This is a genomic window from Lentisalinibacter salinarum, from assembly GCF_040706555.1.
Classification (GTDB): domain Bacteria; phylum Pseudomonadota; class Gammaproteobacteria; order Steroidobacterales; family Woeseiaceae; genus Lentisalinibacter; species Lentisalinibacter salinarum.
Map to the genome: position 1 here is coordinate 221,988 of NZ_JAPDRH010000002.1, position 14,554 is coordinate 236,541.

Below are 14,554 nucleotides of genomic sequence, written 5' to 3' on the forward strand. Positions count from 1 at the left end.
GGGATCATGACCACCAGATTGTGAACAGGACACAGGCGGTCGCCCACAGGCAACCGATCGTATGACTCGCCAGCGTGAACTCGATGGCGCCCAGAACACCGGCCGGGTCGGAGCCCGAACGGCGCACCGCGCCGGCCACCCGCAGCGACAGGGCCAGCAGCACGAAAGGCACCGCGGGCGCCAGCAGCGGCAGGTAGCCCGCCACCGTCAGCCACAGCGTCGAGGCCGCCGCGATCAGGTGCAGACCCACGTAGATGCCCGCCGTCGCCGTGCGGCCGAAGCGCACCGGCAGGGTCGCCTTGCCCACGGCGGCGTCCGCATCGAGATCCGGCACCTCGTTGATGAGCACGATCGCCGCCACCCAGGCGCTCACCGGCAGGGCGAAGACGATCAGCGGGAGGTCGACCGCCCCCGTCTGCAGCCACGCGGCACCGCTCACCGGCAGCACGCCGAAAGCGATGCCGATCGCGAGTTCGCCCAGGCCCAGCGAAGACAGCCGCACCGGCCCGAGGGAATAGACGATGCCGAGTGCAATGCCCGCGAGACCGAACCACAGGACGCCGATGCCGCGCAGCCAGATCAGCGCGAGGCCGATCAGCGCCGCGATCGCCAGCAGCTGGATGCCCCAGCGGGCCATCTCGCCCGTGGACATGATCTGATTCTGGATAAAGCGCGAGCCGCCCGTATAGGGGTAGATTCGGCTGGTATTGCGCCGATCGCTGCCGCCGGTCTCGTCGCCGACGTCGTTCAGCACGTTACCGGCGCCGTGCACCAGCATGGTCGCGACGAGCGCGAGCAGTGCCACGACGACATCGATGCCGCCGGCCTGCACGGCGCCCCACGCCGTGCCCGCGACCACCGGCAGGACGGACGCCGGGAAGAACTTCGGGCGGGTCGCGTGGAACAGGCGCTTGAGGCGGCTGTCGCCGAAATCGCCGGCTCGCGGCTCGATGACGGCCGTCTTGTCCGCGCTCATCTCCATGCCCCCGAAAACCACATCCTGTCTCTGTCCATCACCCGGTCCTCCGCAAAAAACGGACCGCCGGGCCTCCCGGCCGGCGGCGCGCGGCACAGTGTAATGGATTTTGCATACTCACCGGTCCGGCATCACCCCCGCCGGCGGCCTGAAACCACGGATTCACCCCTCGGCTGCCTAACTTACCGGCCGCTGCGCGTATGAGAATAGGCGTTATTACTTACGGTTAGGGGCGTCCCGGATCGTTATCCTCGGCACTCGGCGCAGTCTTGCGTCATCGGTGATCCAATGCCGCGTCAAGGGGGTTTCACGCATGTGTCTCGCAGTCCCGATGCAGATCAAGTCCATGGACGAGTTCACCGCTCGCTGCGAGGCGAAGGGCGTCGAGCGGGAGGTCAGCCTGTTCATGCTCCGGGACGAGAGCGTCGAGCCGGGCGACTACGTCCTGGTACACGTGGGCTACGCCATCCAGAAAGTCACGGAAGAAGAGGCCGCTTCCAGCTGGGAGCTCTTCGACCAGGTCCTCGCGGCAGCCGATGCATGAGCTGTCCGTCTGCCAGGCTCTCATCGGGCAGGTCGAGACCATCGCCCGGCGTGAATCCGCGGCCCGTGTAACCGCCATACACCTCGCCATCGGCCCGCTCTCGGGCGTCGAACCCGAACTGTTGCGCCGCGCCTGGCCACTGGCCGCCGGCGCCACCATCGCCGAGGAGGCGGAACTCCTCATTGAAGCAGCCGATATCCGCGTAGAATGCTCGGTCTGCGGCGCCGAGTCCGCGGCGAAGGCCAACCGGCTGCTGTGCGGCGAATGCGGCGACTGGCGCACCCGGCTGGTGAGCGGCGACGAGATGCTGCTGACCCGCCTCGAACTCGAACGCACCGGCGGCGTCCAGCAGGAAGACACCGGCGCCACCACGGAGGACTCCAGACATGTGTGATACCTGCGGCTGCAACATCACGGCCGGCAACCGGCACCTCATCCGCCCCGGCGGCAAGCTCGAGCGCACGGCGAGCGGCGCCGAGTCCGTGGACGTGCTGCGCAGCCTCCTGAGCGAGAACGACCACCAGGCGGGCCACAACCGCGAACATTTCGACGGCCACGGGGTGCTGGCGGTCAACCTGATGTCGTCCCCGGGCGCCGGCAAGACCGCGCTGCTGGAGGCGACCATCCAGGCGCTGGCCGGGGAACTCCGGGTGGGCGTCATCGAGGGCGACCTCGAGACCGAGAACGACGCCGAGCGCATCCGCCGCCACGGCGTCCCCGCCATCCAGATCGCCACCGGCACCGCCTGCCACCTGGACGCGCACATGGTGCATGACGCCGTACACGAGCTGTCGCTGGACGAGCTCGACATCGTCTTCATCGAGAACGTGGGCAACCTGGTGTGCCCGGCCAGCTTCGACCTCGGCCAGCACCGCAACATCACGCTGCTGTCGGTGCCCGAGGGCGACGACAAGCCGGCAAAGTACCCGGTGATGTTCCGCGCGGCGGACCGGATCCTGCTCACCAAGAGTGACCTGCTGCCGGTGCTGGACGACTTCGACCCGGAGCGGGCCCGCGCCTGCGTCCGTGATCTCGCCACGCCCGCGGTCATGCAGGCGGTGTCCGTGAAAAACGGCGAGGGCATGACCGAGTGGCTGGAGTGGCTCCGCGCCGAGCACGCCGCACAGGGCGAGCGGGTGGCACGGGGCGAGTCGGCGCGCCCGGCGGTGCAGCCCGACGGCGCCCATCTGCACGCGGACGCCGGCGCCACGGCGCGCTAGGCGCCGCCCGGCAGACCCGTTACCCGTCAACCGCCGACAGTTCGACCGCAACAGCGACGAGCAGGGGGGATACCGACATGGCACACGACGCGCGCTACTGGCTGGACCGGCTGAAGGCCCTGCCGCTGCCCGACCGCGTCCGCATCATGAACGTGTGCGGCGGTCACGAGCGTTCCATCACGACGGCGGGCCTTCGCACCGCCATCCCGTCCCAGATCGAACTCATCCCGGGGCCCGGCTGCCCCGTGTGCATCTGTCCCGAGGAAGACGTCTACGAGGCCATGCAACTCGCGCTGAACGAGGACGTGATACTGGTGGCCTTCGGCGACATGCTGCGGGTGCCGGTGAACGTGCCGAAGCGCGAACCGCGCTCTCTGGAGCAGGCCAAGGCCGCAGGCGCCGACATCCGGCCCATCGCGAGCCCCACGGAGGTGGCCGCCGTGGCCCGGGAGAATCCGGATCGCCAGGTGGTGTTCTTCGCCGCCGGCTTCGAGACCACCACCGCGCCGGTGGCCGCGATGCTGGCCGAGGGCGCGCCTGACAACCTGAGCGTGCTGCTGTCCGGCCGCCTCACCTGGCCCGCCGTGGCCATGCTGCTCGAGTCCGGCGAGCCCGGCTTCGACGCCTTGATCGCGCCCGGCCACGTCTCCACGGTGATGGGCCCGGAGGAGTGGGCCTTCGTCCCGGAGAAGCACGGTATCCCGGCGGCCGTCGCCGGTTTCCGCGCCGACACCCTGCTGGCCGCCATGTACTCGGTGCTGCGCCAGCTCATCGAGGGCAAGCGCTTCCTCGACAACTGCTACCCCGAAGTCGTGCGCCCGGGCGGGAATGCCGTGGCCCGCGAGTGCCTGGACCGGGTCATGCACGTGCAGGACGCCACCTGGCGCGGCATCGGCGTGATACCGAAGTCGGGCTATGGCCTGCGCCCGGAGTACGAACACTGCGACGCGCGCCTGCAGTTCCCCTCCTACGCGGACGACTCCCGCAAGCGGGTGGGCCAGATGCCGCCGGGCTGCGACTGCGCGAAGGTGGTGCTCGGCAAGATCTATCCCAACGAGTGCCGCCTGTTCGGCGCCGCCTGCACACCGCGCAAACCCATCGGCCCGTGCATGGTCTCCGACGAGGGTGCCTGCCGCATCTGGTGGTCCGCCGGCATGCGCGAGAATGTCTGGGAAGGCCGCAAGAAAGCCGGCAGCGCCACCGGCTGAGCGGGTGGCGCCTGCCGCCGCCCGCGAGACGCGCCGGATCTGCCTCACGGGCCACGTCCAGGGCGTGGGCTTCCGCCCGTTCGTCTTCCGCCTCGCGCACGAACACGGCATCGCGGGCTGGGTGCGCAACCAGCTGGGCGAAGTGGAGCTGCGGGCGCAGGGCGCGCCCGACGCGGTCGCCCGTTTCCGCGACGCCCTGATCACCGATGCGCCGCCACTGTCCCGGCCGGAGCTGACCGCCGACGAGGCCGTGGACGAGGGCGACTTCGACGGCTTCCGCATCCTGGAGAGCGCGGCCTCCGAAGCCCCGCGCATCTTCGTGCCGCCGGACTACTTCATGTGCGAGGACTGCCGGCGCGAGATGGCCGACCCGGTCGACCGGCGCCACCGCTATCCGTTCATCAACTGCACCCAGTGCGGGCCCCGCTACACGCTGATCGAGGCCCTGCCCTACGACCGGCCCAACACCAGCATGGCCGCCTTCGCGCTGTGCGCGGACTGCGAACGCGAATACCTGGACCCGACGGACCGCCGCTTCCACGCCGAGCCCGTCGCCTGCCCGGTCTGCGGCCCCTCGGTGACGCTGCGCGCCGGCGGCGAGACCCTGGCGACGCGCGAGGACGCCATCGCCGCGGCGGTGGATCGCCTGCGCGCCGGCGAGATCCTGGCGGTGAAGGGCATCGGCGGTTATCACCTGATGTGCGCGGCGGGCGACGCGGGCGCGGTCGCCCGCCTGCGCGAGCGCAAGCCCCGGCCCCACAAACCGCTGGCCGTGATGTTCCCGCTGACAGGCCCGGACGGCCTCGATGCGGTGCGCCGCTCGGTGGACCTGCGTCCGGAGGAAACCGACGAACTCCTGAGCCCTGTGCGACCCATCGTGCTCGCCGCCCGCCGTGCCGACTGCCCGCTGGCGGACAATCTGGCGCCCGGCCTGGCCGAACTCGGCATCTTCCTGCCCTACAGCCCGCTGCACCAGTTGCTCACCGGCGATTTCGGCGCGCCTCTCGTTGCCACCTCCGGCAACGTCAGCGGCGAGCCCGTGCTGACGGATCCCGACGAGGCGGAACGACGCCTGCAGCGCATCGCCGATGCCTTCCTGCAGCACGACCGCCCCATCGTCCGGCCGGCTGACGACCCGGTATTCCGGCGCGTGGGCGGCCGGGTGCGGCCCATCCGCATCGGCCGCGGCTGCGCGCCGCGGGAACTCACCCTGCCCTGGCGCCAGCCCGAGCCGGTGCTGGCCGTCGGCGGCCACATGAAGAACACCCTGGCGCTGGCCTGGGACGACCGGGTGGTGGTCTCGCCCCACATCGGCGACATGGGGACGCCGCGCAGCATGCAGGTCTTCGAGCAGGTGGCCGGCGACCTGCAGTCGCTGTACGGCGTGGAAGCCCGCCGGGTGCTGGCCGACGCCCATCCCGGCTACGACACCCACCGCTGGGCACGGCGCTCGGGCCTGCCCGTGGAGACCGTCTGGCACCACCATGCCCACGCCTCGGCCGTGGCGGCGGAGCACGGCGGCCGCGGGTCCTGGCTGGTATTCGCCTGGGACGGCGTGGGTTACGGGGAGGACGGCAGCCTGTGGGGCGGCGAGGCGCTCGTCGGCCGGCCCGGCGCCTGGCGCCGAGTCGCCAGCATGCGCACCATCGCACTACCTGGCGGCGACAAGGCGGGACGCGAGCCCTGGCGCAGCGCCGCCGCCATGCACTGGGCCTGTGGCCTGGACTACACCGACGGGCCGGAGCACATGGATGTCGCGCGCATCGCCTGGGAACAGGGGCTGAACTGTCCCGTCTCGAGCGCTGTGGGCCGGCTCTTCGACGGCGCCGCCGCCATGGTCTGCGGCATCGGCACCGCGAGCTTCGAGGCCCAGGGGCCGATGATGCTGGAGTCCATTGCCGCCGGTGCCGCCGGCCCACCCGCCGCCACCGGCCCGGGCAACGCCGTCGAGCTGCCGGTGGCCGCCGACGAGGCCGGCGTGCTGCGCACCGACTGGGCGCCGCTCCTGCCGATGCTCTGCGATGCCCGGCGCCCGGCCGCCGAGCGCGCCGCCGACTTCCACGCCTCGATGGCCGAGGCACTGGCCGTCCAGGCAGGTATGATCACGGAACGGGAAAACTTCGAACGCATCGGCCTCACCGGCGGCGTATTCCAGAACCGGGTCCTCGCCGATGCGGTGCTGGAGCGCCTCGCGGCCGCGGGCCACACGGCGGTCCTGGGTACGGCGCTGCCGGCGAATGATGCCGCCATCTGCTACGGGCAGGCCGCGGAGTTCGCGGCCCGGTCGGGATAGGACGCCGGCGACAATCACGGGCACTGGCCCTGGTCCATAAAGCGGGCATCGACCCGATGGGAGAACAATGGAAGACGATCGCATCAGTCTCGCTCACGGCAACGGCGGACGCTTCATGCGCGAACTCATCGACGAGATCTTCGCGCGCCACCTGGCCAACGACGACCTGGACGTGCGCGCGGACGCCGTACCGCTGAAGCTCGACGAGGGCGAGGTGCTGTTCACCACCGACGGTTTCACCGTGCAGCCGCTGGAGTTCCCCGGCGGGGACATCGGCGCGCTCGCCGTGCACGGCACCTGCAACGACCTGGCGGTGGCCGGCGCCCGCCCCTGCTACCTGAGCCTGAATGCCTTCATCGAGGAGGGGCTGGAGATCGCGGTGCTCGACCGGATCATTGCCAGCCTGGCGCGGGCCGCGGCCGAGGCAGGCGTGCGTGTGGCCGCCGGCGACACCAAGGTGCTGCGCCGCGGCGAGGGCGGCGGGCTGTATCTGGCCACCACCGGCGTCGGCGTGCGCCTGCCCGGCGTAAAGCCCTCCTTCGACAACATCCGCGCCGGCGACGCACTCATCGTCAGCGGGCCCATCGGTGATCACGGCACGGCGGTGATGCTCGCGCGGGAGGACTTCGGGCTGCGCGGTGATCTCCAGTCGGACGCCGCCAGCATCGCGCCCCTGGCGGCGCGCCTGCTGGACTTCGACGGCCTGCGCTTCATGCGCGACCCCACCCGCGGCGGGCTGGCGACGGTCACCCACGAGATCGCGGCCATCACCGGCCTCGGCGTGCGGCTGCGAGCACCGGACGTGCCGGTGCGCGAACCCGTGCAGGCGGTCTGCGAGATGCTGGGCTACGACCCCTACTACCTGGCCTGCGAGGGCCGGGTGGTCGCCGTGGTCGATCCGGACCAGGCGGACGAAGCGGTGGCGGCGCTGAGAGAGCTGCCCGGCGGCGAAATGGCCGCGCGCATCGGCCACGTCACCGACGCCGCGAAGCGCGTGGTGCTGGAGACCGAGCTGGGCGGCGAGCGTTATCTGGAAGAACTGGAGGACGATCCCCTGCCGCGCATCTGCTAGGGCCCGTCGACCGGGACCGGCAGCAGGATCGTATCGGAGTAGCCGTCATGGGCAGCGAACAGCACACATCACCGAAGTCGGACATCGAGATCGCCCGGCAGGCCGAACTTCGTCCGATCGTCGAGGTGGCCGGCGAGCTCGGCATCGGCGAGGAAAACCTCCTGCCCTACGGCCACGACAAGGCCAAGGTCTCGCTGGACTATATCCGCACGCTCGCAGACCGCCCCGACGGCAAGCTGATCCTGGTGGCCGGCATCACGCCCACCAGGGCCGGCGAAGGCAAGACGACGGCCACGGTGGGTCTGGGCGACGCCCTACGACGCATCGGCCGGCAAGCCGCGATCTGCCTGCGCGAACCCTCGCTGGGCCCCTGCTTCGGCATGAAGGGCGGCGCGGCCGGCGGCGGCTACGCCCAGGTGGTGCCCATGGAGGACATCAACCTGCACTTCACCGGGGACATGCACGCCATCGGCGCGGCCCACAACCTGCTGGCGGCCCTGGTGGACAACCACCTCTACTGGGACAACGAGTGCGGGATCGACAGCCGCCGGGTCGTCTGGCGACGGGTCGTGGACATGAACGACCGGGCGCTCCGGGAGATCACCGCCGGCCTCGGCGGCGTCACCAACGGTTATCCGCGCACCGACGGTTTCGACATCACCGTGGCCTCGGAAGTGATGGCCATCCTCTGCCTCGCCGAGGGTCTCACCGACCTGCGCGAGCGTATCGGGCGCATTATCGTGGGCTACGACCGCGCCATGAATCCGGTCCATGCGGCCGACCTGGAGGCCGACGGCGCGATGACCGTGCTGCTGAAGGACGCCATCCAGCCGAATCTCGTGCAGACCCTGGAGCATACGCCCACCTTTATCCACGGCGGGCCGTTCGCGAACATCGCGCACGGCTGCAACTCGGTGCTGGCCACGCGCACGGCGCTGAAACTCTCCGACTACGTGGTGACCGAGGCCGGCTTCGGCGCGGATCTCGGCGCCGAGAAGTTCTTCGACATCAAGTGCCGCAGCGCCGGCCTGAAGCCGGACTGCGCCGTGATCGTCGCCACCATCCGGGCGCTGAAGATGCATGGGGGCGTGACCGAGGACAAGCTCGACCACGAGAACCTGGTGGCGGTGGCGAAAGGCTTCGACAACCTGGCCCGGCACGTGGAGAACACCCGCGGTTTCGGCGTGCCGGTGGTCGTCGCCCTGAACCGTTTCTCCACCGACACGAAGGCGGAGTTCGACATGGTGCGCCAGGCCTGCGCCGAACTCGACATCCTGTGCGTGGCCTGCGACCACTGGGCGGAAGGCGGCGCGGGCGCCGTCGAACTCGCCGAGGCGGTGGTGGACCTGGTCGAGCGGGACGGCGCCGAATTCCGCTATCTCTACCCCGAGGACATGCCGCTGTGGGACAAGATCCGCACGGTGGCCCAGAACATCTACCGCGCGCAGGGCATCATCGCCGACCAGAAGGTGCGCGACCAGATCGCCCGCTACCAGGAGACGGGCTACGGCCACTTTCCGGTGTGCATCGCCAAGACGCCCCTGAGCTTCACGACGGACCCCAACGTCAAGGGCATCCCCAAGAACCACGTCGTGCCCGTCCGCGAGGTGCGGGTGGCCAACGGCGCCGGCTTCCTGGTGGCCATCTGCGGCAACATCATGACCATGCCGGGCCTGCCCCGCCGCCCGGCCGCTCGCAACGTACGCATCGACGCCGACGGCAACGTCGACGGTCTCGCCTGAAGCACGTAGGAGGGCCTTCAGGCCCGATCCGCTGTGGGAGGGCCTTCAGGCCCGATTCCCTTCTTTCCTCTCGGCGACGGGCCCGGCAGCGGGTGGGCGAGGGTAGAGGGGTCGTCCGGGCCGACTGGAGCCATGACGGCGGGAAGGAGGTCTGGCCGAAGCGAAGGAGGACGGGACGTCCGACTAAGCCTCCCCGCGACCCTCGCCCATCCGATGGCGGGCCTACGCCACTAGAAGGCACGTTCGGGCCTGAAGGCCCTCCTACAGCGGTTCGCAGACCGATCCTTCAGCCCTGAGACCGCGATTTTGCTATCCTTCGCGGCGTCAATTCGGGAGAGTAAACATGGCTGACCGGCAGAATATCTTCGTCATCCTGGACCCCACCACCATGAACCAGCCGTCGCTGGTCATGGCCGAGACCATCGCCGCCGACGAGCAGGCTTCGGGCGCAGGCGATGTCGCGCTGCACCTCTACTGCTGTATAGCGGAGGACCAGGTGCGCCGGCCGCCGAACATGGACGATGCGACGGCCATCGCCGAGGAGCTGTCCCGCATCGAGAGCTGGGTGGAACGTCTGGCGGAGCATGGCCGCTCGAAAGGCCTGCAGGTCGGCACGGAAGTGGAGATCAAGCCGGACTGGCGCCAGGCCATCGTCGATGCGATCGCACGCGGCTCGAGCACCCTGGCGGTCAAGAACATGACCAATCAGTCGCGCCTCCGGCGCTGGCTCAGGGAAACCTCGGACTGGCGGCTGCTGCGTGATGCAAAGTGCCCGGTGCTGCTCGTGAAGTCCTATGCGCGCCGGCACATCAACAAGGTCCTGGTCGCCATCAAGCATCGACCGGAGACGGACACCTACCGCGCCGCGAACGATCGTCTGCTGGACGCCGGCCGCAGGATCGCCGCCAACGTCAATGCGGAACTCAATGTCGTGACGGTCTACCCGGACACGAGCGATTACCCGGATCGCCAGCGCTTTGCCGACCGCTGCGGCCTGCCGCGCAACCAGGTCCGCGCGGAGATGGGGAAGCCGGAGGAAGCGATCGCCACCGCGGCGCGGGAACTGGAGGCGGATCTGGTCGTCATCGCACGCGTATCGCAGCCGGACGCCGACACGAAGCTCGGACACACCGCGGAGAAGGTCATCGACGGCCTCTACTGCAATATCCTCGTGCTGCCGATGACGGAGGAAGCGAAGGCCTGACCGGCAACCCGGCGGCCGGGGGACTCAGACTTCCAGCCGCTCCGCCCGGCGCACGATCTCTCGCACGGCGCCGCCGACGAGGGGCCCGTAGAACGGCAGGTGCGCATACCAGTACATCAGCCCCCAGATGCCGGCGGGGTGCCAGTAGCAGCAGAGCTCGACGACCAGTTTGCCGGACGATTCGTCTGCCCGCTCCCGGATGGTGAATTCCTGCAGGCCCGAGCCCGGCGCCCGCATCAGCATCGACCAGGTGATCCGCTCGTTCGGCTCGATCCCGAGCACGTGCCAGCCGTCGACGACGTCGCCCATGCGCACCGCGTCGGGGTCACGCCGTCCCGTGCGGAAACTGGGTCCGCCGATCAGCCAGTCGAACGCGCGCCGCAGCCACCACAGGAAGCGGTAAGAGAAGAAGTCGCCATCGGCGCCGAAGCCCTGCAGCACGCGGAAGATCGACGCCCGGCTCGCCGTGGTCTCCGCCTCGCCGCAATAGCGCTTGGCGTAGAACGAGTATTCCGGCTTCCAGTCGCGGCAGGCGATCGACCCCTCCACCCAGCGTGCCGGCACGTCGTGGTTCTTCTCCGCCTCCAGCGTGGCGGCCACGGACTCGCGGAACGTGAGCAGCCGCTGCGGGACGAGTCTGCGGATCTCCTCGTCTTCGCCGACGTAATCGTGGGCCAGGCCCTCGACCAGGGACATCGCCGTGGTCGGAGGCACCGAGGTCACGAAGTACAGCCAGTAGCTCGATAGCTTCGGCGTCAGCACCGGCACGGGGACGACGAGCGGGTTCTTGCCGACAAACCCCGCGTAGATGTCCATGATCTCCTGATAGGTCAGGACGTCGGGCCCTGCCAGCTCGAACGTCTGATCGCCCTCCAGCGGCAGATCCGCTGCCGCGATCGTATAGGTGAGCACGTTCTCCAGCGCGATGGGCGTCGAGCGCTTGCGCACCCACTTCGGCGTGATCATCAGAGGCAGGTAGTTCACGAGGTCGCGTATGACCTCGAAGGCGGCCGACCCCGGACCGACGATCATGGCCGCCTGCAGTTCGATGACCTGGATGGCGCCGTCACGGAGCGCATCGCCCACCACGGCGCGGCCTTCCATGTGCCGTGACCGCTCCTCCTTCGGCATGATGCCGCCGAGGTAGACGATGCGGCACACGCCGGCGGCCTCGCAGGCCCTGCGGGCGTTCTCGGCGGCGCGCCGTTCGACGGGCACGAAGTCGCCGCCGCTCCACATCATGTGCACGAGGTAGTAGACGACGTCGGCGCCCTCGAGTACGGACGCGAGGGTCTCCGGCGCTAGCACGTCGGCGGACAGGCAGTCGACGCCCTCCCATTCACGGGCCTCGAGCACGGCCGCATTCCTGGCGACGGCGCGCACGTGCCAGCCCTGCCGCGCGAGGGCCGGGGTGAGGTTGGAGCCCATGTAGCCGCTCGCGCCGAGCACCACCGCGATCCGCCCCGCTCCGTCGGGGAGCTGGTAAGAGGCGACGTTATCGCCGACGGCAGTCGCGTCCGCACTCATGAGGTCATTCTACGGCAGCGTCGCCGTCGTCGGCGTAAGCGAATAACGCAGCGTCGATCAGTAAATGGCGTATCCGCCGTCGACCCTTACGGTCTCTCCGGTGACGAAATCGGCAGCGCGCGACGCCAGAAATACGGCCGCTCCGACCACCTCATCGGGCTGACCCCAGCGGCCGGCAGGCGTACGTGCGATGATCTGATCATTCATCGCCTGCAACTCCTCGGTGCGCACCGGAGCGGTCATGTCGGTTTCGATAAACCCTGGCGCAATCGCATTGACCTGTATCCCGAAAGGCGCGAGCTCTATCGCCATGGATTTCGTCAGCTGGACGATCGCGCCCTTGGCGGCGCTGTAGGAAGGCACCAGGCCCGAACCGAAATAGGAATACATGCTGGCGATGTTGAGAATCTTGCCGCCGCCGTGATCCTTCATCGACTTTGCGGCGAGCTTCGATAACAGGAACACTGCATTCAGCTGGGTCTCGATGACATTGTCCCAGTCCTCTGGCGATTCTCCGAGTATCCCTCCGCTGATCGACGCTATGCCGGCGTTGTTGACCAGAATGGAGATCGGCCCGAGTTCGCTCTCGACGTGCTGGACGGCCGGCTCGAGTTCGTCCCGCTCCGTCACATCGAGAGAAACGGCCACGGCGGGATTGCCCTTCGCCTGCAATTCCTCGAGGACCCGGGCGTTCTTGTCCTCATTGCGCCCGGCGATCGCGACTGACGCTCCGGCCTGCGCCAACCCCAATGCGAGGCTCCGGCCGATGCCACCGTTGCCGCCGGTGACGAGCGCTACGCGACCGCCGAGGTCGAACAGGGATGAAGGACTCATGGTATATACCTTTACGACGCGGCCCAGAGTGGCGTCGAGTATAGTCTACTGGCAGGAATACGCCGGCTCGTGCCCTGCGGCCAAGCTCGGGACCACGCGCGGATTCCTCTTCGCTCGATTACACTGGCGCTGCGAGCCGGATGACACCGCGAAAAATATCGCGGGCGCGACGGCAAGAAGGAGAACAAGAAAATGCCCGTTGAAAGCAGTGGATTCTTTGCCGGCAGGGTGCGCTTGCTTGCCATTATCATCGCCCTCTCTGCGCTCGCGTTCTCGATCGAGCCGCGAGCGGATGACGGCTGTGCAGGCTCCGGCGATTACGCGTACCTTTGCGGCCCCGTGAACGCGGAAGACCTGGTCCTCGTCCCCGGCACGAAATGGATCATCGCGAGCGGATTCGGCGGCGGTGCATCTCTGTACCTCATCGATTCGGAGCGCAAGACCTGGGCGGAGTTCTATCCGACCGACGAACCGCATGCCCGACAGAACATGGCCACCTATGGTGCGTGCCCGGGGTCGCCCGATCCCGATGCTTTCGTGGCCCACGGACTGAACATCCGTCCCGGAGCCGACGAACGCTCCACTTTATACGTCGTCGGCCACGGCGAGCGCGAAGCCATCGAGGTCTTCGAGGTGGATGCGAGCGGCGACGAGCCGATGCTGACGTGGACCGGCTGCGTCATGACCCCGGATGGCATGGAGGCCAACAGCGTGGCCTCGTTTGCCGATGGCTCGCTGGTGGCCACGATCCCTCTCTATCCGGGTATCCGCATTAACGACATATTCGGCGAGAGACCTTCCGGCGCCGTCTACGAATGGTCGCCCGGCGATGCCGGCTTCACGAAGATCCAGGGCACGGAGATGCCCTACGCCAACGGCATCGAAGTATCCGACGACGGTCGGGAATTCTATGTCGCGTCATCCGGGCTGCGGAAGGTACTGGCATTCTCGAACAGCAATCCCGCGCGCCTGCTGCGCGCGAGCGACGAGTTCTCTTTCATCCCGGACAATCTGCACAGAGACGACCGGGGCAACCTGATCACCGCCGGGCTGGAGATATCCGATCCCATCTGCGGCGATGTTCCGATGTCGCAGGAATTCGATTTCGAGAAGTTCGCGAGCTGCCCGAGACCCTTTACGGTGCTCTCCATCGATCCCGAGTCCCTGCAGGGCAGCGTTGTCGCGCGCTCACCGGCTCATGAGCACTTCAGCAATATCACGATGGCACTCGAGGCAGGCGCCGAACTGTGGGTGGGCACGTTCGCGGGTGACCGTATCGCTTACAGGAACCTCCAGCGGGGAGAAAAACAATGACACTGAGCGTAATCGGAACGGGCGTCGGCCGGACGGGCACCTACTCGCTGAAGCTCGCACTGAACCGGCTCGGCGTGGGGCCGTGCCACCACATGGAGGAAGTCCTCCACAACATGCCCGCCCAGGTACCGCTCTGGTCCGCGGCCGCCGGCGGGAAGCCGGACTGGTCGCGGATCTACGAGGGTTACGGCAGCGCGGTGGACTGGCCCACCGCCGGCTTCTTCCGCGAACTGGCAAGGGAATACCCCTCCGCCCGGTTCGTGTTGACGCTGCGTGATCCGGAGAGATGGGCCGACAGCTTCGGCGCCACGATCTATACGCTGCTTGCCGGCAGAGACCAGGCTCCCGAGGAGATGCGGGCCTGGCTGGACATGGCCAGCAGCGTGATCGCCAGGACGGGTTTTCCGCCCGGTCTCGATCGCGACGGGCTGGTCAAGGCCTTCACGGCGCATAATGATGCGGTCAGAGAGGCCGTTCCGGCCGACCGGCTGCTCGTGTTCGAGGTAAAGCAAGGCTGGCAACCGCTCTGCGCCTTTCTGGGCGTGCCGGTCCCGGATGAAGAATTCCCGCGCACCAACCACCGGGAGGAATTCTGGGATCGCGTCAACGGCAAAATCTGA

At 68.5% G+C, this 14,554-nt stretch carries 13 protein-coding genes; 10 read left to right on the forward strand and 3 right to left on the reverse strand.

The features are described from left to right. Positions 1-4 precede the first annotated feature (4 nt). Positions 5-976: a 1,4-dihydroxy-2-naphthoate octaprenyltransferase gene (gene menA / locus ACJMKZ_RS04130; RefSeq protein ID WP_405231930.1), complete on the reverse strand. Its 972-nt coding sequence runs from the start codon at positions 974-976 to the stop codon at positions 5-7. A 313-nt stretch (positions 977-1,289) separates the two neighbouring features. Between menA and ACJMKZ_RS04135 the strand changes: the two genes are divergently transcribed. The 8 genes from ACJMKZ_RS04135 (at position 1,290) to ACJMKZ_RS04170 (ending at position 10,259) form a co-directional block, all read left to right on the forward strand. Beyond that, positions 1,290-1,520, forward strand: a complete 231-nt coding sequence (locus ACJMKZ_RS04135; RefSeq protein ID WP_405231931.1) for a HypC/HybG/HupF family hydrogenase formation chaperone — start codon at positions 1,290-1,292, stop codon at positions 1,518-1,520. Continuing rightward, the gene (locus tag ACJMKZ_RS04140; protein ID WP_405231932.1) at positions 1,513-1,914 is read left to right on the forward strand and encodes a hydrogenase maturation nickel metallochaperone HypA/HybF; all 402 of its coding nucleotides are present in this window, start codon (positions 1,513-1,515) and stop codon (positions 1,912-1,914) included. The genes ACJMKZ_RS04135 and ACJMKZ_RS04140 overlap by 8 nt, the downstream gene beginning before the upstream one ends. Beyond that, positions 1,907-2,740: a hydrogenase nickel incorporation protein HypB gene (hypB, locus tag ACJMKZ_RS04145; protein WP_405231933.1), complete on the forward strand. Its 834-nt coding sequence runs from the start codon at positions 1,907-1,909 to the stop codon at positions 2,738-2,740. Before ACJMKZ_RS04140 ends, hypB begins: the two co-directional genes overlap by 8 nt. A 77-nt stretch (positions 2,741-2,817) precedes the next feature. Next, positions 2,818-3,948: a hydrogenase formation protein HypD gene (gene hypD, locus ACJMKZ_RS04150; RefSeq protein ID WP_405231934.1), complete on the forward strand. Its 1,131-nt coding sequence runs from the start codon at positions 2,818-2,820 to the stop codon at positions 3,946-3,948. 4 nt (positions 3,949-3,952) lie between these two features. Further along, on the forward strand, positions 3,953-6,241 hold the full coding sequence (gene hypF, locus ACJMKZ_RS04155) for a carbamoyltransferase HypF (RefSeq protein ID WP_405231935.1): 2,289 nt from the start codon (positions 3,953-3,955) through the stop codon (positions 6,239-6,241). Between the two features lie 67 nt (positions 6,242-6,308). After that, positions 6,309-7,313, forward strand: a complete 1,005-nt coding sequence (gene hypE / locus ACJMKZ_RS04160) for a hydrogenase expression/formation protein HypE (protein WP_405231936.1) — start codon at positions 6,309-6,311, stop codon at positions 7,311-7,313. Between the two features lie 47 nt (positions 7,314-7,360). Further along, positions 7,361-9,055, forward strand: coding sequence for a formate--tetrahydrofolate ligase (locus tag ACJMKZ_RS04165; RefSeq protein WP_405231937.1), 1,695 nt, complete (start codon positions 7,361-7,363; stop codon positions 9,053-9,055). Positions 9,056-9,398: 343 nt separating this feature from the next. Continuing rightward, a complete protein-coding gene (locus ACJMKZ_RS04170; RefSeq protein WP_405231938.1) occupies positions 9,399-10,259 on the forward strand; it encodes a universal stress protein in 861 nt (286 codons plus the stop codon). A 24-nt stretch (positions 10,260-10,283) separates the two neighbouring features. Here ACJMKZ_RS04170 and ACJMKZ_RS04175 read toward each other — a convergent pair whose 3' ends face one another. Then, positions 10,284-11,786 carry a DUF2867 domain-containing protein gene (locus tag ACJMKZ_RS04175; RefSeq protein WP_405231939.1) on the reverse strand — a complete coding sequence of 501 codons (1,503 nt, stop codon included), beginning with the start codon at positions 11,784-11,786 and terminating at the stop codon, positions 10,284-10,286. 57 nt (positions 11,787-11,843) lie between these two features. After that, positions 11,844-12,620 carry an SDR family NAD(P)-dependent oxidoreductase gene (locus tag ACJMKZ_RS04180; RefSeq protein ID WP_405231940.1) on the reverse strand — a complete coding sequence of 259 codons (777 nt, stop codon included), beginning with the start codon at positions 12,618-12,620 and terminating at the stop codon, positions 11,844-11,846. Positions 12,621-12,854: 234 nt separating this feature from the next. Between ACJMKZ_RS04180 and ACJMKZ_RS04185 the strand changes: the two genes are divergently transcribed. Together ACJMKZ_RS04185 and ACJMKZ_RS04190 are read left to right on the forward strand one after the other, a co-directional pair. Next, complete coding sequence (locus tag ACJMKZ_RS04185; RefSeq protein ID WP_405231941.1) at positions 12,855-13,934, forward strand: SMP-30/gluconolactonase/LRE family protein; 1,080 nt, start codon at positions 12,855-12,857, stop codon at positions 13,932-13,934. Then, the gene (locus ACJMKZ_RS04190; protein WP_405231942.1) at positions 13,931-14,554 is read left to right on the forward strand and encodes a sulfotransferase family protein; all 624 of its coding nucleotides are present in this window, start codon (positions 13,931-13,933) and stop codon (positions 14,552-14,554) included. Before ACJMKZ_RS04185 ends, ACJMKZ_RS04190 begins: the two co-directional genes overlap by 4 nt.

Coding starts and splice junctions, on each gene's coding strand:
- ACJMKZ_RS04140 (WP_405231932.1), top strand. CDS start 1,513: ATGCATGAGCTGTCCGTCTGCCAGGCTCTCATCGGGCAGGTCGAGACC.
- ACJMKZ_RS04135 (WP_405231931.1), top strand. CDS start 1,290: ATGTGTCTCGCAGTCCCGATGCAGATCAAGTCCATGGACGAGTTCACC.
- ACJMKZ_RS04175 (WP_405231939.1), bottom strand. CDS start 11,786: ATGAGTGCGGACGCGACTGCCGTCGGCGATAACGTCGCCTCTTACCAG.
- ACJMKZ_RS04165 (WP_405231937.1), top strand. CDS start 7,361: ATGGGCAGCGAACAGCACACATCACCGAAGTCGGACATCGAGATCGCC.
- ACJMKZ_RS04190 (WP_405231942.1), top strand. CDS start 13,931: ATGACACTGAGCGTAATCGGAACGGGCGTCGGCCGGACGGGCACCTAC.
- ACJMKZ_RS04170 (WP_405231938.1), top strand. CDS start 9,399: ATGGCTGACCGGCAGAATATCTTCGTCATCCTGGACCCCACCACCATG.
- ACJMKZ_RS04180 (WP_405231940.1), bottom strand. CDS start 12,620: ATGAGTCCTTCATCCCTGTTCGACCTCGGCGGTCGCGTAGCGCTCGTC.
- hypE (WP_405231936.1), top strand. CDS start 6,309: ATGGAAGACGATCGCATCAGTCTCGCTCACGGCAACGGCGGACGCTTC.
- hypD (WP_405231934.1), top strand. CDS start 2,818: ATGGCACACGACGCGCGCTACTGGCTGGACCGGCTGAAGGCCCTGCCG.
- hypB (WP_405231933.1), top strand. CDS start 1,907: ATGTGTGATACCTGCGGCTGCAACATCACGGCCGGCAACCGGCACCTC.
- menA (WP_405231930.1), bottom strand. CDS start 976: ATGAGCGCGGACAAGACGGCCGTCATCGAGCCGCGAGCCGGCGATTTC.